At 66.2% G+C, this 22,062-nt stretch carries 19 protein-coding genes; 3 read left to right on the top strand and 16 right to left on the bottom strand.

Annotated features, from left to right (window positions below):
- Positions 1-4: 4 nt before the first annotated feature.
- The 7 genes from AC1PLS_RS03690 to AC1PLS_RS03660 form a co-directional block, all read right to left on the bottom strand.
- Positions 5-1,297: a hypothetical protein gene (locus AC1PLS_RS03690; RefSeq protein WP_481104219.1), complete on the bottom strand. Its 1,293-nt coding sequence runs from the start codon at positions 1,295-1,297 to the stop codon at positions 5-7.
- 213 nt (positions 1,298-1,510) lie between these two features.
- Complete coding sequence (locus AC1PLS_RS03685) at positions 1,511-1,891, bottom strand: glycine zipper 2TM domain-containing protein (protein WP_024939674.1); 381 nt, start codon at positions 1,889-1,891, stop codon at positions 1,511-1,513.
- Positions 1,892-2,011: 120 nt separating this feature from the next.
- Positions 2,012-2,791 (bottom strand): DUF2242 domain-containing protein, encoded by a 780-nt coding sequence (locus tag AC1PLS_RS03680; protein WP_184432163.1) that lies wholly within the window; start codon positions 2,789-2,791, stop codon positions 2,012-2,014.
- A gap of 73 nt (positions 2,792-2,864) precedes the next feature.
- Positions 2,865-3,929, bottom strand: coding sequence for a DNA methyltransferase (locus AC1PLS_RS03675; protein WP_184432165.1), 1,065 nt, complete (start codon positions 3,927-3,929; stop codon positions 2,865-2,867).
- A complete protein-coding gene (locus tag AC1PLS_RS03670) occupies positions 3,922-5,022 on the bottom strand; it encodes a radical SAM family protein (protein WP_184432167.1) in 1,101 nt (366 codons plus the stop codon). The genes AC1PLS_RS03675 and AC1PLS_RS03670 overlap by 8 nt, the downstream gene beginning before the upstream one ends.
- Positions 5,023-5,044: 22 nt before the next feature.
- Complete coding sequence (locus AC1PLS_RS03665; RefSeq protein ID WP_024939678.1) at positions 5,045-6,448, bottom strand: nicotinate phosphoribosyltransferase; 1,404 nt, start codon at positions 6,446-6,448, stop codon at positions 5,045-5,047.
- Between the two features lie 126 nt (positions 6,449-6,574).
- Positions 6,575-7,630 carry a bifunctional nicotinamide-nucleotide adenylyltransferase/Nudix hydroxylase gene (locus AC1PLS_RS03660; RefSeq protein WP_016900843.1) on the bottom strand — a complete coding sequence of 352 codons (1,056 nt, stop codon included), beginning with the start codon at positions 7,628-7,630 and terminating at the stop codon, positions 6,575-6,577.
- Positions 7,631-7,793: 163 nt separating this feature from the next.
- Here AC1PLS_RS03660 and AC1PLS_RS03655 point away from each other — a divergent pair, with 163 nt between their 5' ends.
- On the top strand, positions 7,794-8,660 hold the full coding sequence (locus tag AC1PLS_RS03655; protein WP_481104218.1) for an endonuclease/exonuclease/phosphatase family protein: 867 nt from the start codon (positions 7,794-7,796) through the stop codon (positions 8,658-8,660).
- A 54-nt stretch (positions 8,661-8,714) separates the two neighbouring features.
- Here AC1PLS_RS03655 and AC1PLS_RS03650 read toward each other — a convergent pair whose 3' ends face one another.
- Positions 8,715-9,599 (bottom strand): LysR substrate-binding domain-containing protein, encoded by an 885-nt coding sequence (locus tag AC1PLS_RS03650; protein ID WP_481104217.1) that lies wholly within the window; start codon positions 9,597-9,599, stop codon positions 8,715-8,717.
- A gap of 176 nt (positions 9,600-9,775) precedes the next feature.
- Here AC1PLS_RS03650 and AC1PLS_RS03645 point away from each other — a divergent pair, with 176 nt between their 5' ends.
- On the top strand, positions 9,776-10,519 hold the full coding sequence (locus tag AC1PLS_RS03645; protein ID WP_481104216.1) for a sulfite exporter TauE/SafE family protein: 744 nt from the start codon (positions 9,776-9,778) through the stop codon (positions 10,517-10,519).
- A 174-nt stretch (positions 10,520-10,693) separates the two neighbouring features.
- Here the strand turns inward: AC1PLS_RS03645 and AC1PLS_RS03640 are convergent, their stop codons facing one another.
- From AC1PLS_RS03640 to AC1PLS_RS03620, 5 genes are all read right to left on the bottom strand, one after another.
- Positions 10,694-12,853 carry a carboxy terminal-processing peptidase gene (locus AC1PLS_RS03640; protein WP_024939682.1) on the bottom strand — a complete coding sequence of 720 codons (2,160 nt, stop codon included), beginning with the start codon at positions 12,851-12,853 and terminating at the stop codon, positions 10,694-10,696.
- Between the two features lie 384 nt (positions 12,854-13,237).
- Positions 13,238-14,251, bottom strand: coding sequence for a lipoyl synthase (gene lipA, locus AC1PLS_RS03635; RefSeq protein WP_024939683.1), 1,014 nt, complete (start codon positions 14,249-14,251; stop codon positions 13,238-13,240).
- A gap of 15 nt (positions 14,252-14,266) precedes the next feature.
- A complete protein-coding gene (lipB, locus tag AC1PLS_RS03630; protein ID WP_481104475.1) occupies positions 14,267-14,863 on the bottom strand; it encodes a lipoyl(octanoyl) transferase LipB in 597 nt (198 codons plus the stop codon).
- An 89-nt stretch (positions 14,864-14,952) separates the two neighbouring features.
- Positions 14,953-15,231 carry a YbeD family protein gene (locus AC1PLS_RS03625; protein ID WP_016900827.1) on the bottom strand — a complete coding sequence of 93 codons (279 nt, stop codon included), beginning with the start codon at positions 15,229-15,231 and terminating at the stop codon, positions 14,953-14,955.
- 127 nt (positions 15,232-15,358) lie between these two features.
- Positions 15,359-16,342 (bottom strand): CsgG/HfaB family protein, encoded by a 984-nt coding sequence (locus AC1PLS_RS03620; RefSeq protein ID WP_024939685.1) that lies wholly within the window; start codon positions 16,340-16,342, stop codon positions 15,359-15,361.
- A gap of 290 nt (positions 16,343-16,632) precedes the next feature.
- On the opposite strand from AC1PLS_RS03620, the gene AC1PLS_RS03615 reads away from it, so the two are divergent.
- Positions 16,633-17,694 (top strand): lipid A deacylase LpxR family protein, encoded by a 1,062-nt coding sequence (locus tag AC1PLS_RS03615; protein WP_024939686.1) that lies wholly within the window; start codon positions 16,633-16,635, stop codon positions 17,692-17,694.
- Between the two features lie 145 nt (positions 17,695-17,839).
- Here the strand turns inward: AC1PLS_RS03615 and AC1PLS_RS03610 are convergent, their stop codons facing one another.
- The 3 genes from AC1PLS_RS03610 to mltB all read right to left on the bottom strand — a co-directional run bounded on the left by AC1PLS_RS03610 (position 17,840) and on the right by mltB (position 21,856).
- The gene (locus AC1PLS_RS03610) at positions 17,840-19,045 is read right to left on the bottom strand and encodes a D-alanyl-D-alanine carboxypeptidase family protein (RefSeq protein WP_016900824.1); all 1,206 of its coding nucleotides are present in this window, start codon (positions 19,043-19,045) and stop codon (positions 17,840-17,842) included.
- Positions 19,046-19,304: 259 nt separating this feature from the next.
- Positions 19,305-20,720: a septal ring lytic transglycosylase RlpA family protein gene (locus AC1PLS_RS03605; protein ID WP_481104215.1), complete on the bottom strand. Its 1,416-nt coding sequence runs from the start codon at positions 20,718-20,720 to the stop codon at positions 19,305-19,307.
- On the bottom strand, positions 20,717-21,856 hold the full coding sequence (gene mltB / locus AC1PLS_RS03600) for a lytic murein transglycosylase B (RefSeq protein WP_481104214.1): 1,140 nt from the start codon (positions 21,854-21,856) through the stop codon (positions 20,717-20,719). Before mltB ends, AC1PLS_RS03605 begins: the two co-directional genes overlap by 4 nt.
- Positions 21,857-22,062: the final 206 nt, after the last annotated feature.

Raw genomic sequence — 22,062 nt, 5'->3', positions numbered from 1 at the left:
CTGATCAGTGCAGGGTGCCACGCCCGGCGTACGCTGGCGTGGCGGAATTCTCAATGGATTGTTCCGCCGCGGTGCCGGCGCCGCACTGTTGCAGCTGCCAGTCGATCCAACGCCAGTACAAGGTGCTGCGCAGATTGTGCAGGGTCAGGTCGATGGCATACGGCGTGCGCGGATTGCGATCGAGCAGGCGCGCCACGTGGTACCCGATCGGCTTGATGCCCTTGGGATGCACGTACACCAGAAAGCCCTGGTAGAACGGGTCATCCAGCAGGCCTTGCAGCGTTTGCAGGCGTGCCTGTTGCTGCGGGTCGAGCGTGGCACGCAGCGCGGCATCGCGCTCGTACAGCAACCGCTCGAAGCGACGCTTGCCCGGCCCGCGCAGCTCCCTGGCCAGCTCCCAGATCTGCCGGTTGCGCGCGTCGTAATGCGCAAAGCCGCCGTGCTGCGCCAGCGCCTGCGCCGCCGCATCGCTGACGTCCACCACCACGAAGTTTTCGGCCTGGTTGTGGATGTCGTCCAGAAACGACTTGTCAAACACATGCGCGATAAACCCCGGCGCGCCGACAAATGCCTGCCGCCCCAGCTGCGCGGTCCTGACCGCCTTGCCGTCGGCGAAGAACTCGCCGGCATGCGCACCCAGCAGGATGCTGTCGGTGTCGTGCAGGGTCAGAAATGTGCCGATCGACAACTCGCCCGAGGTGAACACCTGATCGAATCCGGCATCGCCATACAACTCGCGCTGGGTGGCCAGCTGGGCCACCTGCCGCCCCACTCCGCATTCGGAGCGCACCTGGCCGCGATAGAACGCATCCAGCGCCTGCGCATTGCTGCCGCGCGGTTGATAGCCGCGCCCGAAACTGCGAAAGCCGCTCCAGCCCTGCGAGGCCGCGCCACGCCAGCCGAATCCGATCCAGCCCAGCTGCAGCGCCGAAAACCGGTAGCCCGGGTTGTCCTGTAGCTGCGTGGTGGCACGCCGTGTGGCCGCACCGAGTTCGAACGCGTATGCGCATTGGGTGGCGCTGTCGTCCAGCAAGACCTTGAGCACGGCGCCGCGTTGCTGCGCGTTCCAGCTGGCCGGCAACGTCAGCTGCAGATCGCCAGCCGCACGCGCCTGCGCAAGCGAACCGCGCGTACATGGCTCGCCGCGCTGGATCACCGGCGCACCCACTGCGGCGCTGCGAATGCTCCAGCCCAGCTTCTGCAGCAAGGCATCCACACAGTCAACGGACGCCTTGCGTGCGGTCTCGCTCGGCGCGGCCGCGGCAGCCTGCAACAGCTGCACACCGAGCAGCGCCATCGCGCATAGACGCACGGAGAGGCGGCGGCGCGGTCGGTGCGGCGCGAATACTGATACTGACGCAGGCCGCATTACTCCCGTCCACCGCCGCGGGCGGGGCTTCTGGAATGCACTCATCGATACAAGGTGGTGTAGATCGGCAGCAAGCTGCTGCATCCTCAGACGTAGAAAGCCCCGGCAGGACCGGGGCTCGTAGGATTCACTGCATCAGGTTCAGCGGCGTTCGCAGACGCGCTCGACCTGACGGTTACCGTTGGCTTGCTGGCGGTTGCCCTGGATGGTGCGGCCCGCTGCGCCGCCGGCAACTGCACCGGCCACGGTTGCCAGCTTCTTGCCGTTGCCGCCACCAACCTGGTTGCCGAGCAGGCCACCAATGGCCGCGCCGGCAACTGTCCCGCCGATGCGATTGGGATCGGTCGAGTTCTTCTGCACTTCGACATTGCGGCAGCGCACGCGCGTGCCATCGCCGAACTTGCGGCCTTCATCTGCTTCGGTGTAACGCTGCTGGTACGAACGCGTTTGCGCCTGCGCCAGTGTGCTGGTTGCCATCAACGCGATCAGGGACATACCCACGAGGGAATTGCGCATCTTCATCGTCTGTCTCCATCTCGCCCCTTGGCGAGTCATGGCTGCACTTTCGCCACTTGGTCGAGAACGCGACGTGAAGCGTGCAACCGGCTATTCAGGCTCTGGAGCAGAGCCTGAATCGCTTCGTCACGGTTGGCTTGCTGGCTCGGTTTGCGGCAGCTTGGCTGGTGTCGGCGGTGGGTCCTGCGCCTCCACCGGCAATGGCGCCACCGGCGGCTGTGCGACAGGCGTTGCAGCAGGCTGCGGCGCAGCTGTAGTGGGCGTGGCCGGTGGAGTGGCTGCCTCGCTGGCCTGAGTGGCCGCAGGCACCGGAGCCGATGACATCGCATGCGGTGGCGGTAACAGAGCAACAGGTGCAGGTGCAGGCACCGCTTCGGTGACCTTGGGCAGGTACGAATTCAGACGGTCGAAGAAGCGTTTGTAGAAGGCCGCGTCCTGCACCGTGGTGCTGGACACGCGCACCAGCGAATCGCCGCTGCTGCCGACCGGCAACGACAACGAACCGAGCACGCCCACGCCGACGCTGGCCGAGGTCGAACTCTTCTTCAGCGCGTAACGGTCCTGCAATGCGCTGACGAACACCTGCGCCTTGCCGCCGTCCTGCGTGGCGCAGGAAATGCGCAGATTGAGTTGTTCGCTCTGGTCGGCTTCCTTGAGCTGGAAGTTCTTGCTGCCTTCCACCGCAGCGGCATCGGCACGCGTCACCGCATAGCCCTGGCTCAACAACACCCGGCGCGCGGCCTCGCAGGCCTGCGGCGAGGTGGAGGCCACACTGCGCGAGTAGGTGTCGTCGGAATTGAACGACTCACGCATCAGCATGGTGTCGCCCTTGCTGCCACCGCAACCAGCCAGGGTTGCCAGCGCGCCAAGCAGGGCACCGCGCGCAATCAGGGAAGAACAAGACATGGAGACATTCCGGCATCCAAAACCGGCACAGAGCATAGCCGCAACCGGTGTGCGCGCGGCGTCGCGTGGCCGATCAGGGCAACGGCGGTTCATCCGCTGGCAGTTGCAGGTCCAGCTGCAGGCGGCTGCCGTCTGCGCCGATGCGCTCGGCGCGCAAATAGTGGTGCGCACGCACCGCCGCCAGCGCGACCGGCGCCCGGCATGGCTCGCCCCACAGGCTCAAGGCGAATCCCTGCGCCTGCAGCCAGGCGGTGAGGCGGTCCCAGAGCGGCTGCTCGGCCTGCAGGATCAGGTCCAGATCCGCCGGCCCCTCCGGCACCGACTCGGGCGCCTGCAGCCAGCGTGCGTAGCTGCCGTGCACCTCCACCGGCAGGCCGTCTGCGCGTAGCGCCTGCAGCAGCAGCGCTGCCTGCTGCAGGTCCAGCCGCGCACGGCAGTGCTGGAAGATCAGCGCGTACTCGTGGCTGCGATTGCTGTGCGTGCCTGCAGGCGCCAGCGCTGCGCCCGGCCGCCGGTAGCAAAGCACCCGCTCCTCGCGCAGGGTAAACAGGCTGGCAAGGATCCGCCCCAGATCCCACGCCTGCGGAATCACCCGCCCGCCGACGACGACGTTTTCCACCATCGCCACACCGAAGCCATCCGCTCGCATCCGCTTGCGCAAGGCATGCAATACCGCCCGCATGCCGGACAGGTAGCCTGTGTAATCGGCACTGGCATACAACTGCCCCGGCAATGCCGCACCGCGCCAGTGACAACCGAAATACGGCACGTTGGTCAGGCACAGATCGACCGCCGCAGCGGGCGCGGTGTCGACCAGCGTGCCGACCACGACCGGCGCCTGCACGCCGTGCCGCTGCAGGCGCGTGCGTGCCAGTTGCGCACGTGCGGCATCGATCTCCATGCCATGCGCGCCACGCCCTTCCAGCGTCGCCGCCAGCAGCGTGCTGCCGAATCCACAGAACGGGTCGAACACCTGCGCGCCCGGCACGCTGAAGTGCCGCACGAACGGACGCATTTGATTCACCCAGCCGCAGTCGCGCCCGCCAAGCGGATCGGCTGCGCGCAGATCCTCGGGCAATGCCCAGGACGGCTCATCCGGCGCCGGCGTCCACCAGCTGCGCTGGTCGAGCTCATCCATCGCCCGGCTCCCACAGCACATCGGCATCCGGGTCCCAGCCCGCGCACAGGCGGCCATTGGCAAAGAACACCAGCTTGTAGAGGTCGCCGGTGGCGTGGCGTGCGTGCATGGCCGCGTAGTCGGCGCTTTCGAACACCACTTCCAGGCCGTCTTCGCTGCGCATGCGCAGATTCCAGAAGTAATAACCCTCGGTCATGCCGTCGGCCTGCCAATGCGACCACCACGGCTGCTGCATGCAGTCCGCCAACAGGCTTTCCATGCCGATGCGATGCTGCGCGATATAGCGCCAGGTGCCATTGTTGCGGTACGCATCGTCCAGACGCGACAACTCGCGAAAGATCACCTGCGTGGCGCCACAACGGCGCGCCCACGCGATGTACTGCGCCACGCCATCGGCACAGTCCACGCCGCCCCGCTGCACGATGCAGACCAGCCGCACCGGCAGGCGCGCTGCGATGCGTTGCGCCGTCCGCGCGAAAATGGCCGCATCGGCAATGGGCTCGTCTGGACGAAAGCGCATGATCGCGTCGTTGCCGGCCTGCAGCGGGTGGTGACGCGACAGCTCGATCCACGACAGGCCGAAGTCGACCAGGGCATCGAGCAACTGTGCCCCCTGCGCGCGCGCCAGGCCGGCACCATTGCTGTACAGCACACGCTGCTCCACGCACGGGCCGTCGGGCGTCGTCGCCAGGGTCTGCAGCAAGGCCTGCAACCAGTCCGGGTCGTCGGTCATCTCCAGGCCGGACAAGGAATACGACAACGGCACCCCGTGCAGCAGCTGCAACGCAGCGCGCAACTGCGCAAAGTAGTCCGGCCCTGGCCGCAACATCGCTGCCGCCGGGCCACCACGGTGTTGACGCAGGTTTTCCGAACAGAAGCCGCAGCGCGCCGAACATGGCCGTACCGAGGCATACGGGGTCAAGGTGATCGGCAACGCTGCCCGATACGCGCGCTCGCCGATGCGCAATGCATGCCATCGGCTGCTCTCGTCCTGCTGCGGCACACGCCGCCGCAGGCTGGGCGCGGCGGCGCGCAACCCGGCCAACAGCGGCGATGCAGACAGCAACGAGTCGTCGTCGAGGGAGGCGTGCATGCCGCTATCCGCGCGGCGAACGTCAGCGGCGCGCGGCGTCGGCACGTGCGCGCACCTGCTCCAGGGTCCACTCCTGCTGCATGACGCCGTTCTCCCACACCGTCACCAGCGCATCTTCGCTGTCGGCATGCGCGTCGACTTCATCCAGCAACGCGCTGCGATAGCTGCCATCGGCACGGTCGCGCAGCAGGGTCAGCCGACCGCGCTTGCTCTGCTTGCCCTTGTCGGTAATCGGGTCCTTGTAGACATCGATCCATTGCCCGTCCACGCGCACGGCCGAGCACTTCAACGCGAACTTCTGGGTGTCGCGATCTACCTTCTGCAACAGCGCACCGCCCATGCCGAAGGCGACGTTGTCGGCGGCATAGCCGGCAGCAGTGATGCGTTCGAGAATCGCGCGCAGCGACTGCGGGTTGATGCCATCGCCCTGGATCACCCGCACATGGTTGAGCACCTTGTAGCCCTTGCCGTTGCGCTGATGGCCGAACGCCTCGTCCAGCAGCAGCAGGCATTGCTCGACCACATCCACCGGGTCGCCCGAATCCGGACGGATCACCACCGTCGCACCTGAGGCAATCACCTCCTCACGCAAGGTGGTGCCCCAATGCTCGCGGATCGCGCGGTAGATGTCGTAGCTGTCCGAGACCACCGCCACCAGCGAACCGGGGCGCGCGAACTGCGCCAGCATGTTGCGGTACGCATCGGCCTCGCGCTCGCGGCCCCAGCTGGTGATGGTGCTGTGCTCGGCAGCGGGAATCGAATAGCCGGCTACCGGCGTGTGGTAGTGCGCACGCGCCAGCAGCAACGCCGACAAGGTATCGGTGCCGAGGAAGTTCACCAGATGCGCGGCACCGCCCAGCGCGGCCGAACCAAGGCTGGACACCCCACGCGCGCCGAAGTCATGCAGCTTGAACGGCAACTGCCCTTCCGGATCGTCACTGGTGCGCTGCAGGTAATCGCGTACCACCTGCTTCACCTGCCAGCTCACCGTTGCCACCGTCACCGGGTACCACACGCGCAACAGCAGCGTTTCCAGGTACGACGGCACCCAGAACGCCTTGGGATCGGTGGATTCGATCGTCATCAGCACATTGTGCGTGGGCACGACCGTGCCTTCGGGCACGGCACGGATGCGGATCGGCAGTTGCCCGCCGAGACGATCGACGATGTCACGCCAGCCGGCCTCGTTGAACGGCTCGCCATGCGCGGCCAGCAAGGCCTTCGCATCGTCGATGTCGGCATGCGTCACCGGCCGGTTGATGGCCTCTTTCAGGATCGACTGCAGGCCGAAGAACACGGTCTGGTCATAGACGCCACCGCGCGATTCGACATAGAAAAACGCCGCATCGGTGCCGGGTGGATACTGCAGCCAGTGGCTGGCCTTGTAGCTGTCAGTGTTGAGCAGCAGGTTATCGAGGTAATGCATGACGGAAGCTCCTTCGCGTCGAATGAACCAGCGGTCTGTCCGCCGGCGGGGAGGCTACGGTTCAAGCCGATCTTGGATTGCGCGCGGACGCATTTGGTGGATGACGGCACGCAATCGTTGTCGGCCTCAGCCGCGACCCAGGAAGAATTCAAGGATATGCAGATGATCTTCGTACAGGCGCGGACCCATCGCCATGACTTCGGCAAGCGGAATCCAGCGCGCCTTGTCGGCATCGTCGCCGCCGCGCACCGCGGGCAACTCACCGGCCGGAAATTCGAAATGGAATGCATGGGTGATGGTGCGCCCGCGCAGGCTGCGCTCGGGGTGGTCGAACACCTGGCGCCCGCGCAACGAGCCCTTGAGCACCGGCACCGGCACCTTCAGCCGTGTTTCCTCGCGCAGCTCGCGCAGGCAGCCGTCCAGCAGCCCTTCGTCCTGGCCGACGAAACCGCCCGGCAATGCCCACAAGCCCTTGCCCGGCTCGGCGCGACGACGCACCAACAGCACGTGGCCCGAATGCACCACCACCGCATCGGTGGTGACGAAGGTCGGCGGATACGGCGCATCCTTCCAGGCGGCGCGATACTGCTCGATGAAACGGTATTCGGCCACCAGCTGCGCATAGCTCGGCGAGTTGCGCCGGAACGCTTCCAGCATGTCGTACACCGGCGCCGGCACATTGCCGCGCAGCATCAGCAACCCACCGTGGAAACCGATCTCGCCGGCCTCGAACAGATAGCGGCGCAACTCGGTGGCCGACAGCGTGGCGGTATGTTGCACATCTTCCAGCGGCCACTGCGGAAACTCGCGCAAGTAGTAGCTACTGGCGTCCTTGTCCATGCCGATCAGGCCGATACGCGCATCGAGCGTGCCGCCATCGGCCTGTACGGCCTCGGCGACCTGGCGCTGCACCTCGGCAATCCACAGGCTTTCGTTGTACAGATGGTCGCGCAACGGGCGCAGGATCAGCCGCTGGCTCTCGCCCGGCAACGCGGACTCGATCATCACCGCACGTTCGGCGACGGTCCACGGATTACGAATGGTGCGAGGCGTGTCGGCAGAGCCGATCAACACGATGAGCTTGTTCGCCTTGCCCAGCGCGTGGCGGGCGACGGCGGCGTGGCCGTTGTGAAAGGGCTCGAAACGCCCGATAAACACGAGATAGTCGTACTGCGGTGCCATGAGAATCCCTCACGGTTGAGTAGGCAGCCAGCGGTCTATCCGATGGCTTGGTGCAAATGCTACGCCGATGTGCGACGACGTCAAGCGGGCGCGGTATGTCGATGACATTTCGGTCATGCATGCCGATTAGACTCGCCGATCGGTCCTTGAGGAATCCGCCTGCATGTCACGCCTGTCCGTTCGCGCCATCTCACGTTCCCTGTTCGCCGCACTCGCGCTGCTGTGCATCGCCTTGCCTGCGTTGTCTGCACCTGCGCCTGCGCCCTTGCGGGTGATGTCGTTCAATGTGCGCGTGCCGGTGGATACCGATGGCGACAAGCGTTGGAGCGTGCGCCGCACGGCGATGGCGGCATTGGTCGAACAAGCGCACCCGGACGTCTTCGGCACGCAGGAATTGGTGCAGGAGCAGGCGCAATATCTGGCTGCGCAATTGCCTGATTACCGCTGGTTTGGCAAGGGCCGCCGCGGCGACGACAGCGACGAGCACATGGGCGTGTTCTACGACAGCCGCGCGTTGTCGGTGGTGGAATCGGGCGACTTCTGGCTGTCGGAAACGCCACAGGTCCCCGGCAGCAGCAGTTGGAACACCGACCTGCCGCGCATGGTGACCTGGGCCCTGTTCGAGCGTCGCAGCGACAAGCGCCGCTTCTATCTGCTCAACACGCACTTCGCCCACCGCGACCAGGACGAGGCCGCCCGCGAGCACAGCGCGCGCCTGATCCTGTCGCGCATCGCGGCGCTGCCGACCAACATTCCGGTGGTGCTGACCGGCGACTTCAACAGCGATCCTGACCAGGGCACCTACCGCGTCCTCACCGCCTCGCTTGGCGATGCACGCGCCCGTGCCCCCGAACCGCAAGGCCCGGAAAAAACCTTCCAGGACTTCACCACGCAGCCGACCCGTCGTATCGACTGGATCCTGTTCCGCGGCCTGACACCGACACGCTTTTCCACGCTGGATCAGCGTCCCGGCGGTGTATTGCCGTCCGACCACTATCCGGTGCTGGCCGAATTCGCCTGGCTGCGTTGATCGCGCCAGCGACGTGACGCTGTCACGATGCCGGCCGCTCTGACGCTACGCAGCTCAGTCGTGTTGCAGCCAATCCACTAGCGCTTGCAGCATGGTCGACGGCGCAGGCTCGCAACGCAGCACGATCGAAAGTTGCCGCGGTGCCCAGGCTGCATCCGGGGGCACCGTGGCCAGTTGATCGCGCACGCATGAGCGTTGCACTGCGGCGTGCGGGAGAATCGCCATGCCCATGCCTTGTGCGAGCATGCGGCACAACACGTCGATGCCTTGTACCTTTGCACGCATGCGCACCTGCACGCCGGCGCGGTTCATGTGCACGCGCAGATGCCGTTGCAAGGCGCTGTCGCCGGCCAGCCCCAGCGTGTCCATTCCGGCGAGCTCGCTCAATTGCAGTGTCGCGGCGCCGGCCAGTGGATGCGCTGCAGCCATCACCAGCACCAGCCGATCCTCACGGAACGGCAGCACCTGCAGCCCACTGAGATCGGCATGGCCTGCGACCACGGCGATGTCGGCGCGTTCCTCGCGCACCGCATCGGCAGCTTCGTCGCTGCCCTGCTCGGTCAATGCCAGATCCAGCTGCGGATGTGCGATGAGAAAATCCGCCAACCGTTCGGGCAACCATGCCGATAGCGCCGCGGTATTGGCCGCCAGCCGCAGCGTCACCTGGCCACCGCCACCGTAGCCGCCCAGCTCCAGCTGCAGCGCCTCGGCCTGCCGCTGCAATTGCCGTGCGTGCCGCAGCAGTACACCACCGGCTGAAGTCAGGCTGACGCCGCGGCGCCCGCGCTCCAGCAGTACGGCGCCCACCTGCAGCTCCAGCGCACGAATCCGCGCACTGGCAGCGGCCAGCGACAACGCCGCGCGTTGTGCACCGGCAGTAATGCTGCCGGTCTCGACCACTGCGATGAACAACCGTAAATCGACAAATTCCAGATGCATGCGCACTCCACAAGCACGTGCATGTCATCGACATGCGCTCGCCACCGACAGGACAGGCCAGCCAAGCCAGCGGCCTCTGCACGCGCGGCATCCCGCCTTAGCCTTCGGCGCTGCCGAAGCCTGCATCAAACAATCACGCATTGTCTGCCGCGGAACAAGCCCGGATCCTTGGCTGCATGGAGACATTGCACACCCACTGGTATCTGATCGCAGGCGTGTTTTTGCTGGCAGGCTGGGTCAAGGGCGTGGCCGGGATGGGCTTGCCGACCGTTGCGATGGGGCTGCTGGGTCTGTGGCTGACGCCTGCCGAGGCAGCGACCTTACTGGCTCTGCCTTCGCTTGTGACGAATCTGCAGCAAGCCTGGGGACCGGACACCGCGACCCTGTTGCGACGTCTGTGGCCATTGCTGGCCGCCGTGACGCTGGGCACCTGGCTGAGTGCTGGGGTGCTGACAGGCGCCGACCCTAGCCTGGTCCGCGCCAGGTTGGGCGCGCTGCTGGCGCTGTACGCCTTGCTTGGGCTGGCCCGTCGACACTGGACGATGCAGGCACGTCACGAACCGTGGGCAGGGCCACTGGCCGGGCTGGCCACCGGTCTGTTGAGTGGCGCCACCGGCGTGTTCGTGCTGCCATCACTGCCCTACCTCACCGCCCTGCAACTACCACGCGAGCTGTTGATCCGCTCCCTGGGCTGGTGTTTCGGCGTGGCGACGCTGGCGCTGGCCAGTGCCCTGGCCTGGCACGGCGCACTACCCCGCGCGGCGATCGCTCCGTCGTTGTGGGCACTGCTACCTACCGCCATCGGCATGTGGCTAGGCGCCTGGGTGCGCAACCGCATTTCTGCCGAGACGTTTCGACGTTTCTTTTTCACCACCTTGCTGGTGCTCGGTCTGCAAGGTGTCTGGCAGGCACTGGCGTAAGCACAACGGGCGTCGCACGACACGCAGGCACGGCAGCCGGCAATCGATCGTCAGTCGAATCCGCTCGCGACGTCGTGCCGGACATGAAAGGGTCGGCCAATAAAAACGCCACCGCGATGCGGTGGCGTTTCTTGTATTTAACGCTGATGTCGTCGCCAGCTGTTCGACGAACGATCAGTCGGCCCAACGTCCCGGCGCGGTCGACTGCGGCAGCACCTGCGCCGACAGCGGCTGGTCCTGCGACAGCAGGCCCAGCGCATCGGCGAGGATGGCGGCCGATTCGTGCAGCAGCGGATCCGGGCGCTTTTCTGCGGCCTTCTCACGCGCGGTGTCCTTGACGATATCGCGCTCGTTGCCGGTCAGGCCGTCGTCGCTGTCTTCGGCAAGCGGGTCCAGCGGCAGGCCCAGCTGCTTGCGCACCTGCTGGCGATCCTTGCGCTGCTGATCCTGCTTCTGACGCTCGGCAACGCGCTCGGCTTCGTTCAACGAGATGTACTTCTTGGCCTTCTCATCGCGGAACTGCTTGACGTCCTCTTCCCACCACTGGAATTCCTTGTCGGTGGCGATACGCGCGGTGTGCAGGCCCTGCAATTTGGGCAGCAGTGGCGCGAAGTTGCCGTACTGGGTATGCGGTGCGGCGGCGATGCGCGTCCACGGCAGCGCGTTGTCGTAGGTGCTCTCGCCGAACTCGGTGGCATCCACGCTGGCCGGGAATGCGATGTCCGGCACCACGCCCTTGTGCTGGGTGCTGGAGCCGCTGACGCGGAAGAACTGCGCGATGGTCAGCTTGACCTGCCCATAGCGCTGGCCTTCCGCCGCCGGCCAGCGGTCCAGGTCGACGATGTTCTGCACCGTGCCCTTGCCGAAGCTGGTTTCACCGATCACCAGGCCGCGGCCGTAGTCCTGGATGGCACCGGCAAAGATCTCCGAGGCGGATGCCGAGCCGCGGTTGATCAGCACGCCCAGCGGACCATCCCAGGCCACCTTGGGATTGCTGTCGCCATTGACGGTGACCCGGCCGCCGGATTCGCGCACCTGCACCACCGGGCCCTGCTCGATGAACAGGCCGGTGAGCTCGATCGCCTCGTCCAGCGAACCGCCGCCGTTGTTGCGCAGGTCCAGCACCACGCCGTCGACCTTGTCGGTCTTGAAGCCGGCCAGCAGCTTGGCGACGTCGCGCGTTGCCGAGGCATAGTCGGTCGCGTTACGACGACGGCCTTCGAAATCCTGATAGAAGCCCGGCAGCTTGATGATGCCGATGCGGCGCTCCGGCTCGCTGCCCTTGGCCGGCAGGGTGATGGTCTCGCCTTTGGCGGCCTGCTCGGCCAGGCGCACCTTCTGCCGGGTCAGCGTCACGGTGCGGTGCTTGCCGTCGATGCCCGATTCGGCCGGGATGTATTCCAGGCGCACCTGGGTGTCCTTGCTGCCGCGGATCTTGGCGACCACGTCGTCGATGCGCCAGCCGATCACATCCTCGATCGCGCCGTTCTTGGCCTGGCCCACGCCGACGATGCGATCGCCCGGCTTGAGCGTGCCATCCACCGCTGCCGGACCGCCCGGGATGACCTCACGGATCACCACCATGTCGTCCTGCTTCTGCAGCTGCGCACCGATACCTTCCAACGACAGCGACATCTGCTGATTGAAGTTTTCGGCCGTGCGCGGCGTGAAGTAGTCGGTATGCGGATCGACTGCGTTGGTGTAGGCGTTGACGAAGAACTGGAACACGTCCTCGGCCTTCAACTCGTTGACCGAATCGGCCAGCGCCGCATAGCGCTTGTCCAGCGTCTTGCGGATGTCTTCGGGCTTCTTGCCGGCCAGCTTCAGGCGCAGCCAGTCGTTCATCACCGACTGGCGCCACAGCACGTCCAGCTGCTTGTCGTCGGCAGCCCACGGCACGTCCTTGCGGTCGTACTCAAACTTGTCGCTGCCGGTGAAATCGAAGTCCTGCTTGAGCAGGTCGCGCGCATACTTGACGCGCTGGTCGACGCGCTTCTTGTAGACCGAGAACACCTGGAACGCCGGATCCAGCTTGCCGCCGCGCAGCGCGTCGCCCACGCCTGCTTCCAGCGGTGCGAAGCCGGTGATGTCGGTCTGGGTAAAGAACTGTTTGCTGCCGTCCAGGGTTTCCAGATAGCGCTTGAACACGTCCTTGGTCATGGCCTCGTCCAGCGTGCGCGGACGGTAGGCGTAGCGGCTGTCGGAGAGCAGGCCATAGACCAGCTTGGTCGCTGTGGCCTGGTCGGGCGTGGCTGCCGCCGGCAACGCCGTATCGGCGCGTGCGAGCAATGCCATCGGAGTGGTCAACACCAGCGCCAGCAGGCCGGCCTTCATGGACGCAGAAACGTTGTAGGTCATCGAATGGCTCTCGGCACAGGGCCGACGAAAGAAAGGCGGTGATCGGATCAGACAGCATGACAGTGCCGAAAGTTGCTGGCGTTGTCATCCGCTGGCTGAATCAGCCTAGCGCCGGGCCTGTAGCGGATTGTGAACGCGACCGTACCCTGCAAGCCGAGAGCAGCGGCCGGAGACGACACGACCCCGCGGTGTGCGGGGTCGTGTGGGTCGTTCTAGCTCGAAATCATCGGAGCTACTCGAGGGCGGTCGCGGGCAGTTCGCGACGACATGCACTCGGCATGCAGCCGGATGCGGCATCAGATGACGCCGGCACTGGCGGCCGCGCCCGCCTGAGCGTGGGCGCAGGCGTGATCGGCTGGCTTAAGCAGCGACGCCCGCGCCGGCGGCCTGACGATCGGCGTGATACGAGGAGCGCACCATCGGCCCGGAAGCGACGTGGCTGAAGCCCAGCGCATTGCCGTAGTCCTCCAGCGCCTTGTATTCCTCCGGCGTCCAGTAGCGCATCACCGGATGATGGTGCGGCGTCGGCTGCAGGTACTGGCCGATGGTGATCATGTCCACATCGTGCGCGCGCAGGTCGCGCAAGGTGGCCTGCACCTGCTCCATCGTCTCGCCCAGGCCGAGCATGATGCCGGACTTGGTGGCGATGGACGGATGCTGCGCCTTGAAGCGCTGCAGCAGGGTCAGCGACCACTGGTAGTCGGCACCCGGACGCACGTTCGGGTACAGGTCCGGCACGGTTTCGATGTTGTGGTTGAACACGTCCGGCGGGCTGAGCGCCAGGATCTCCAGTGCGCGGTCCATGCGGCCCTTGCCGCGGAAATCCGGGGTCAGGATCTCGATGCGGGTCTTGGGTGAGCTGACCCGGATGGCCGAAATGCAGTCGACGAAATGCTGGGCACCGCCGTCGCGTAGGTCGTCGCGGTCCACGCTGGTCACCACCACATACTTCAGGCCCATGTCGGCCACGGTGGTGGCCAGGCTGGCCGGCTCATTTGCATCCGGCGGCTTGGGCCGGCCATGCGCCACATCGCAGAACGAGCAGCGCCGCGTGCACACCTCGCCCAGGATCATGAAGGTGGCGGTGCCGTGGCTGAAGCACTCGTGGATGTTCGGGCAGCTGGCTTCCTCGCAGACCGTGACCAGGCGGTTTTCGCGCAGCTTGGCCTTGAGGTTCTGCACTGCATTGCCGGACGGAATCCGCACCCGGATCCACGACGGCTTGCGCAACACCGGCGCATCGACGAACTGCACCGGCGAGCGGTTGATCTTGTCGCCACCGATCTGCTTGACGCCGGTCTGCAGCGGCGCAGGTGCGGCGGTGTCGCCGGAGACGACCTGCAAGGGGATGGAACGGGCGATAGGCTGGGTCATGGCAATAACGGGCGCTCAGGCCGGAAGCGAAAGGTCGGGCAACGCGGAAACAGGCTGCAAGACGAGACCGAACTGGCGCGCCAGCTGATCGAGCAGCACCGCCTTGACGGCGTCCATCCCGGAGGGGCCGCCCAAGTCTAGCACCGAGGTCACCTGCAGGCCCTCATAGCCACAGGGGTTGATGCGGTGGAACGGCTCCAGGTCCATCGCCACATTGAACGACAGGCCGTGGAAGGTGCAGCCGCGCCGCACCCGGATCCCGAGCGCGGCGATCTTGGCCCCGCCCACGTACACGCCCGGCGCGCCCTCGCGGCGCTCGGCGACGATATTCCACTCGTCCAGCGTGTCAATCAGCGCCTGCTCGATCTTGCACACGTAATCGCGCACGCCGATCTTGAGCCGGCGCAGGTCCAGCAGCGGATACACCACCAGCTGGCCGGGGCCGTGATAGGTCACCTGGCCACCGCGATCGACCTGCAGCACCGGAATCTCGCCCGGCGCCAGCACATGCTCGGGCTTGCCAGCCTGGCCCAGCGTAAACACCGGCGCATGCTCGACCACCCACACTTCGTCTGCGGTGGCCTCATCACGCGCATCGGTGAAACGCTGCATCGCACGCCACACTGGCGCGTAGGCCTGTCGGCCGAGATCGCGCAACTGCGCCGGCAGGACGGGAACAGCGCTTTCCGCAGCCTGGACCGCTACAGCGTCCACTTCACTTCCGGGTGGTCGCGCAGCGCCTGGTGCGCAGCGTCGAACTGCTCGCGGCTCTCGGCGCGGAAGCCGATCTTGACCGAGACATATTTGCCGCTGGACGAATGCTTCCAGCTGATGCTTTCCTCCAGCAGCTCCACACCGGTGGCGGCGAGCAGGCGCGGAAGTTCGCTTTCCAGCCCGCGCTCGGCCGCGCCCATGGCGCTGAGCTCGAAGGTACCGGGAAACTGGAAGCCGTGATCGGGGTTGTCGGTGCTGATTTCCATCCGCCCATTATCGGGACGATGGTGGACAAACCCAAGCCCGCCGCGCGCGGGACAACACAACGGGGCCGCAGGGGCCCCGTTGTTTCACGCCGTACGCGTCATGCCCAGCGTGGGTCTGGCCAACTGCTTACTTGGACAGTTCCAGCATGGCCGACGACACCCAGCCGCGGTTGCCCATTTCGTCTTCGACTTCCCACATGACGCCTTCCTTGGTGCCAGTCGGGTACAGCATCATGCCCGGCTCCAGCGTACGCACGGCCGCGCCAGTGCCCTTGGCATTGCCCAACAGACGCCCCGCGCGGGTCACGGTCACAGCCTGCTGCACATTGGATGCAGCCGCGTTGCCGGACAGACCGCCGAGCTGGGTGACGACGTCGGTGTAAGCCTGCAGATAGGCCAGGGTAATCACCTGTCCGATCTCGGTATTGGCATAACCGCCGGCACCGGCGGCGCCGTAGTCGCCGCCGCTGAAGACGTTGCCACGCGCGCCCCAGCCCAGGTCGGTCTTCTTGGCGTTGCCTTCGGCCATGGCGACCTGTTCGGAGGAACGCACATCGGTGATGGTCAGCACCACGTCGGCGGTCTTCTTGTTGAGGTTCAGGCCACCGACCAGGTTGCCGGCATTGCCGCCCATCAGGCCGCCCAGCATGCCGGCAATGGCGCTGCCGCCGGCATTGTGGTTCTGCGAAATGAGGTCCGGCGTCATCACATAGTCGGCTGCGCGGATCTGGCCCTTGCCGACGTTGGAGCGGGCGCGCAGGTCGCCGTTTGCCGCCATGTCGCGCTCGCGCTGCGATGCCGCCATGCCCGCGCCACGGTCTACCAGGGTGAAGCAGCGCGAACGGTTGACGAATACCTTGATCAGCTTAGAAGGCGCCGGCAACTGCTGACCCGACCACCAGTTGACTGCATCCTCCGGCTCGAGCACCGACAGGCTGCCCAGCGGTTTGGCGCACACCGGGATCTGCGCGACGGCCTCCTTGCGCTGATCCTGTGCAGACCCCTTGAAGGCATCCTTCAGTCCGGCCGAGGCCGGCGCGCTGACACTGACCAGTGCAACACCCAACACGCTGGACAACAGCGCTGCGCTCACAGAAATCGTCTTGCTCATATTTGTTCCCCTGACACCTGCGCTGCCGTCGGCAAACGCGATCCGTTGGTGATGAAACGGCCTGAGAAAGGCCGCCGTTCCTTGGGGCTAGTTCCCCCGGAGGCGGATCATATGCGATTCGCGCGGGCTTTTCATGGCCGCCGTACCGCAAATGGAACGGACTGGTGTTCCAGGCTCTGCCGCTGCATCCGGGCGGCTCGGGCATGATCCCGGAGCACATTCACGCGGCGCAGCAGCGGCCGCAGGCACCTTTGCTGAACATCGCCCCTCCTTACCTTTCCAGGCCCTCCATGCTTCGACCGCGCGCCTTGTCCGCTGCCCTGCTGCTCTCTCTTTCCGCACTGTCGATGCCGGCCGTGGCTGCCGACCAGTGCGATTCCAGCAGAATGAGCCGGACGCCGCCGGCGGTGAACTTCCGGGTCGACAACGACCTGTTCGGCGGAGAGGATCAGGACCAGGGCTATTCCAACGGCGCGGTGCTGACGCTGGTGTCGCCCAACCTGGTCGACTACACCGACGACCCCTGCCTGCCGCGCACCGCGCGCTGGGTCAACGGCTATCTGGAGCGTCTGCATCCGGGCGAGTTCGACCAGCAGAACATGGTGTTCTCGATCGGCCAGGCGATTTTCACTCCCACCGATCCCACCCGCCGCGATGTGATCCCGGACGATCGCCCGTATGCGGGCATCCTGCTGGCGAGCTTCGGCTACAACGCGCGCAACGATGCGCATCTGCGCACCACCCAGCTGCAGGTCGGCGTAGTCGGCCCGTGGGCATTTGCGCAGGAAGCGCAGGATGCGATCCACGATGTGCTGGGCGACGAAAAATTCCAGGGCTGGGACAACCAGCTGCACAACGAGCCGCTGATCAACCTGGTGCACGAGCGCATGCGCCGCTGGCCGGGCGATGCAGCAGTCAATGCGGACGGCTTCGGCTGGGATTTCATCTCGCATTGGGGCGGCGCGGTCGGCAACATGGCCACGCATCTGAATGCCGGCGGCGAGGTACGCTTCGGCTGGAAGCTGCCGGACGACTTCGGCAGCACACCCACCCGCCCGGCCGGCGAGAACACCGCCCCCAGCCGGCTCGGACGCGCCAGCGGCTGGTCGGGCCATCTGTTCCTGACCACCGATGCGCGCTGGGTGCTGCGCGACATCACCCTGGACGGCAACACCTTCCGCAACAGCCACAGCGTGGACAAGCGCCCGTTCGTAGGCGACGTCGGCTACGGCCTGGCGGTGATGTACGGCCGCTGGAAGTTCGCCATCGCCCGCTACCACCGCACCCGCGAATTCGACACTCAGCGCGAAACGCCGGTGTATGGCAGTTTCACGATCAGCCGGATGCTTTGAGGGCTGGGATTGGGGAGTCGGGATTGGGGATTCGCAACAGCGGGCTGCTGATGCTTCGCTCCTGCTCTCGCCTTTGCCAATCCCGAATCTCCAATTCCCAATCCCCGCAAAGAAAAAGCCGGCTTTCGCCGGCTTTTTCTTTGGATCACTCTGATTCCCACCACATCCAGAACGCATCCCAGAGGCGCTTGAAGAAGCCGCCCTCCTCGACTGCGTTGATGGCGACCAGCGGAGCCTGGGCGATGATCTTGCCGTCCAGGCTGACCTTGACGGTGCCGATCTGCTGGCCCTGCTTGATCGGGGCCTGCAGGTTCTTGGCCACTTCCATGCTGGGCTTGAGGTCGTTGTAGCGGCCGCGCTGCAGGCTGACCAGCAGTGGCTGGGCCACGCCGAGCTGCACTTCGTCCTGCTGGCCCTTCCAGACCTTCTGCTTGGTCACGACCTTGCCGGGCGCGTACAGGCTGTGGGTTTCGAAGAAGCGGAAGCCCCAGTTGAGCAGGGCCAGGCTGTCGTCGGCGCGCTGGCGCTCGGACGAATCGCCCATCACCACCGCCACCAGGCGCTGGTCGCCGCGCTTGGCCGAGCTCAGCAGGCAGTAGCCGGCTTCGGAGGTGTGGCCGGTCTTGATGCCGTCCACCGCCGGGTCGCGCCACAACAGCAGGTTGCGGTTGTTCTGCTTGATGCTGCCGACCTGGAATTCCTTGATCTTGTTGTAGGCATAGGTCTCCGGGTAATCGCGCACCATCGCGCGGCCCAGCATCGCCAGGTCGTAGGCGGTGGAATGGTGACCTTCGGCGCTGAGGCCGTGCGCGTTGACGAAGTAGGAGTCCTTCATGCCGATCTTGGCGGCGTAGCTGTTCATCAGCGAGGCGAAGGCTTCTTCGCTGCCGGCCACATGCTCGGCCAGTGCGATCGCGGCATCGTTGCCGGACTGGATCGCCATGCCCTTTTCCATGTCTTCCAGACGCGCGGTCTGGTTGACCGGGAAGCCGCTGTAGCTGCCGTCGGTGCCGGCACCGCCCTCGCGCCAGGCGCGCTCGCTCATCATGACCTGGTCGTCGCGCTTGACCTTGCCATTCTTGATTTCGGCAGCGACCACGTAGGACGTCATCACCTTGGTGATGCTGGCCGGGGCCAGCTGCTGATGGATGTTTTCACCGGCCAGCACCTGCCCGGTGGCGTAATCCATCAGGATCCAGGACTTGGACACCGCCGGCGCGGGTGCGGGCGGAACCGGGACGGCGGCCGGCGCAGCGGCAACGGCAGGCGTCGGCTGCGGCGCAGGGGTCTGCGCGCAGACCAGGCCAAAGGCGAACGTGGCCACCGCAGCGGCGGCGAAGCGGAATTTCATTGAAGAACGACTCCTGACGGGCCCGAAGGCTGGGTAATGCGAAATTGTAAGGCGCCACGGCGATCAGGGCGACGCACGCGATGCTGCGCGCGCCTGCGCAGTTCAGCGATGGGGGCAGACGACGCGCCGAACGTGGCTGACGCACTGGGCGATCGAGCAAGCTGCATGGGGCGCGTGGTGATTTCGGCTGCCCGACGCTAGCTGTCGATAGCGGGCGCCGGCCTACCCACCGACGCCTTGGCTGCCGGATCGATCGTGGCTAGTTGGCGACGATCTGCGGGCGCCCGAAGCCCAGGCCGGCGATGCGCTGCGCGATTTCCGAGGCATTGGCGTGATCGCGCGCATTGACGCGCAGCCGCCACAAGGTGCGACCGCCGCTGACGATGTCGCTGACGCTGGCACCGGCGATCCCGGCCGAGGCAAGCTGCGACAGCGCGCGGTTGGCGTTCTCGCGGCTGGCGAAACTGGCCACCTGCAACAGGATGTCGCCCAATGCCGCCTCGGCCACGCTCGGCGCCTTGACCGGTACCGGTTCGCTCCTGAGCGGACGTGCCGGCGCGCTGTCGGCGGGCTTGATCGCCGCCACCGCGACCGGGGCGGCTGGCGCGACCGCGACCGGGGCAGCCGAGGCAGGCCGCGGCGCGGCGGCAGCCGGCTTGCCGGTGGCCACGCGCACGCCCTGCGACTTCATCCAGGCATCGAAGTTGTCGGCGTTGCCGGGCTGGCGCGAATCGGCCACGCGGTAGCGCCAACGCTCGCCCGCGGGAATCGCAGCGGCCCCTACACTGCCTGCCGCTGCGGCGGCTACTGGAGCGGCGGCACTGGCGGCCACTGCGCGCGGGGCGGCGGCCGGCACGGTGCGGGTGGGCAGGCGCTGCACCAACCCATCGATCTGGCTGGCGCTGGCGGCCGGAAGTGCGGCGGCCACCGCAGTGCTGACCGGCGCGCGGCCGCTGCGGCGCTTGGCCAGCAGATTGCCGTTGTCGGCTTCGGTCAGGCCGCGCACCTCGACGTTGCCGGTACCCTTGCCGGTGATGCCCAGCTTGACCGCTGCGGCGTAGCTCAGATCGATCACGCGGCCATCGTGGAACGGGCCGCGGTCGTTGACGCGCACCACCACCGAATCGCCGGTGTCGGTGTTGGTCACCAGGGCGAAGCTGGGCAACGGCAAGGTCTTGTGGGCGGCAGTGAAGGCATACATGTCGTAGACCTCCTTGTTGGAGGTCAGCCGGCCGTGGAATTTGCTGCCGTAATACGAGGCGGTCCCGCGTTCGACATAGTCGCCGGGGTTGTCCATCACCACGTAGCGCTTGCCCAGCACCTCATACGGCGAGCGGTTGCCCACCGCCGAGCGCGGCTCGTTGGTGACCAGCGGTTCGGGGATGCAGGCCACGTTGGGCACGTGGTCCGGCGTGGTGTCCTTGACGCCGGGCTTGTACAGGCCGCCGGCGGTGTAGTCGCCGCGCGTGGACGGGTCTTCCTTGGCGGGTGCGTAGGGCGAGGTCGAGGGGCAACCGGTGGCCACATACGCCGGCCCCTTGCCGTCGACCTTGACGCCCTTGATCGCGCCGCTGCCGCCGGTGCCGGCGCTTTTCTTCGGTGCACTGCTACAGGCCGCCAGGCCGAGCATCAGCGCCATCGGGATCAGCCACTTGGGGCCTGTCGTGCTGTTCATGCCGGGGGTAACTCCTTGCCGGCGATGGCCTCGGACAGCTGGAACACGGCCATCGCGTACATCTTGGAAATGTTGTAACGGGTGATCGCGTAGAAATTCTGGAAGCCCAGCCAGTACTGCTTGCCGTTGGCATCGTCCAGGGTGATCGGGGTGGCGGTGCTGCCGGCCACCACCGGCGCATTCGGGTGATAGCCGCGCGCAGACAGGTCGGCCAGCGTGTACACCGGCGACCAGTCGGTGGGATTGAATTCCTCGTGGCCGGCGGCCAGTGTGGCCGGCACCGCGACCTGGCCACCGCGCACCCAACCGCCCTTCTTGACGAAGTAGTTGGCGACCGAGGCGAACACGTCATTGTGGTCGGTGAACAGGTTGCGCTTGCCGTCGGCATCGCCGTCGACGGCGAACTGGCGGTAGCTGGACGGCATGAACTGGCCCATGCCCATCGCGCCGGCATAGCTGCCGATCAGCGTGGTGACATCGAGCTGCTCTTCCTTGCCGAGCGCGAACAGCTGGCCGAGTTCATCGCGGAAGAACAGCTCGCGACGCACTTCGCGTTCGAGCTTGGACGGGTCGCCGCTGCGCGGGTAGCGGAACGCCAGCGTGTACAGCGCGTCCAGCACGCGGTACTTGCCGGCATTGCTGCCGTAACTGGTCTCCACCCCGATGATGGCCACGATCACCTGCGCCGGCACGCCGGTGGCCGCTTCGACCTTGCTCAGCTCGGCACGATGCTCGGCCAGGAACTTGCGGCCGCCATCGATCCGCGCCTGGGTGATGAACATCGGGCGGTATTCGTTCCACGGTTTGACCCGCTCGGCCGGGCGCGACATCGCGGTGACGATGGCGTCCTTGAATTGCGCCTGCGCCAGCACTGCTTCGATCTGTGCGGCGTCGATGCCGTACTTGGCGGCGGTGTCGCGTACGAAGTTGGCGCGGGCGATCTCGAACGGCACCGGGGTCAGGTCCACCGGCGGCAGCGCGGGCGCTTCGGCGGCGGCACTGACGGGCGCGACCGGGGCGCTCGGCGGCTTGGCCGGGGGCGCGCTGGCGGCCGGCGGCGGGGTCGGAGGGCTGGGCTGAGTCGCGCAGGCGACAAGGCCGAGGGTGAGCAGGCAGGTCAGAGTGCGTCGAATCATCGGCCGAGGGTAACAGAGAACAGATGAACTTCTGGCAATAAGACCATGAAAGGAAAGAGCTTTAACTTGCCGCTCTGGGCGGCGGGGATTTGGGAGGGGGGATTGGGGATTGGTTTGGGCGCTGCGCGGGAATGGGGATTCGGAAATGGGGATTCGGAAATGGGGATTCGGGAATGGGGATTCGGGATTCGGGATTCGGGATTCGG

This window comes from Xanthomonas sp. NCPPB 3218, from assembly GCF_056725185.1.
The sequence above is the reverse complement of the archived record's forward strand: the minus strand, read 5'-3'. Positions and strand labels throughout refer to the sequence as shown.

Coding starts and splice junctions, on each gene's coding strand:
- AC1PLS_RS03690 (WP_481104219.1), bottom strand. CDS start 1,297: ATGGCGCTGCTCGGTGTGCAGCTGTTGCAGGCTGCCGCGGCCGCGCCG.
- AC1PLS_RS03685 (WP_024939674.1), bottom strand. CDS start 1,891: ATGAAGATGCGCAATTCCCTCGTGGGTATGTCCCTGATCGCGTTGATG.
- AC1PLS_RS03680 (WP_184432163.1), bottom strand. CDS start 2,791: ATGTCTTGTTCTTCCCTGATTGCGCGCGGTGCCCTGCTTGGCGCGCTG.
- AC1PLS_RS03675 (WP_184432165.1), bottom strand. CDS start 3,929: ATGGATGAGCTCGACCAGCGCAGCTGGTGGACGCCGGCGCCGGATGAG.
- AC1PLS_RS03670 (WP_184432167.1), bottom strand. CDS start 5,022: ATGCACGCCTCCCTCGACGACGACTCGTTGCTGTCTGCATCGCCGCTG.
- AC1PLS_RS03665 (WP_024939678.1), bottom strand. CDS start 6,448: ATGCATTACCTCGATAACCTGCTGCTCAACACTGACAGCTACAAGGCC.
- AC1PLS_RS03660 (WP_016900843.1), bottom strand. CDS start 7,630: ATGGCACCGCAGTACGACTATCTCGTGTTTATCGGGCGTTTCGAGCCC.
- AC1PLS_RS03655 (WP_481104218.1), top strand. CDS start 7,794: ATGTCACGCCTGTCCGTTCGCGCCATCTCACGTTCCCTGTTCGCCGCA.
- AC1PLS_RS03650 (WP_481104217.1), bottom strand. CDS start 9,599: ATGCATCTGGAATTTGTCGATTTACGGTTGTTCATCGCAGTGGTCGAG.
- AC1PLS_RS03645 (WP_481104216.1), top strand. CDS start 9,776: ATGGAGACATTGCACACCCACTGGTATCTGATCGCAGGCGTGTTTTTG.
- AC1PLS_RS03640 (WP_024939682.1), bottom strand. CDS start 12,853: ATGAAGGCCGGCCTGCTGGCGCTGGTGTTGACCACTCCGATGGCATTG.
- lipA (WP_024939683.1), bottom strand. CDS start 14,251: ATGACCCAGCCTATCGCCCGTTCCATCCCCTTGCAGGTCGTCTCCGGC.
- lipB (WP_481104475.1), bottom strand. CDS start 14,863: ATGCAGCGTTTCACCGATGCGCGTGATGAGGCCACCGCAGACGAAGTG.
- AC1PLS_RS03625 (WP_016900827.1), bottom strand. CDS start 15,231: ATGGAAATCAGCACCGACAACCCCGATCACGGCTTCCAGTTTCCCGGT.
- AC1PLS_RS03620 (WP_024939685.1), bottom strand. CDS start 16,342: ATGAGCAAGACGATTTCTGTGAGCGCAGCGCTGTTGTCCAGCGTGTTG.
- AC1PLS_RS03615 (WP_024939686.1), top strand. CDS start 16,633: ATGCTTCGACCGCGCGCCTTGTCCGCTGCCCTGCTGCTCTCTCTTTCC.
- AC1PLS_RS03610 (WP_016900824.1), bottom strand. CDS start 19,045: ATGAAATTCCGCTTCGCCGCCGCTGCGGTGGCCACGTTCGCCTTTGGC.
- AC1PLS_RS03605 (WP_481104215.1), bottom strand. CDS start 20,720: ATGAACAGCACGACAGGCCCCAAGTGGCTGATCCCGATGGCGCTGATG.
- mltB (WP_481104214.1), bottom strand. CDS start 21,856: ATGATTCGACGCACTCTGACCTGCCTGCTCACCCTCGGCCTTGTCGCC.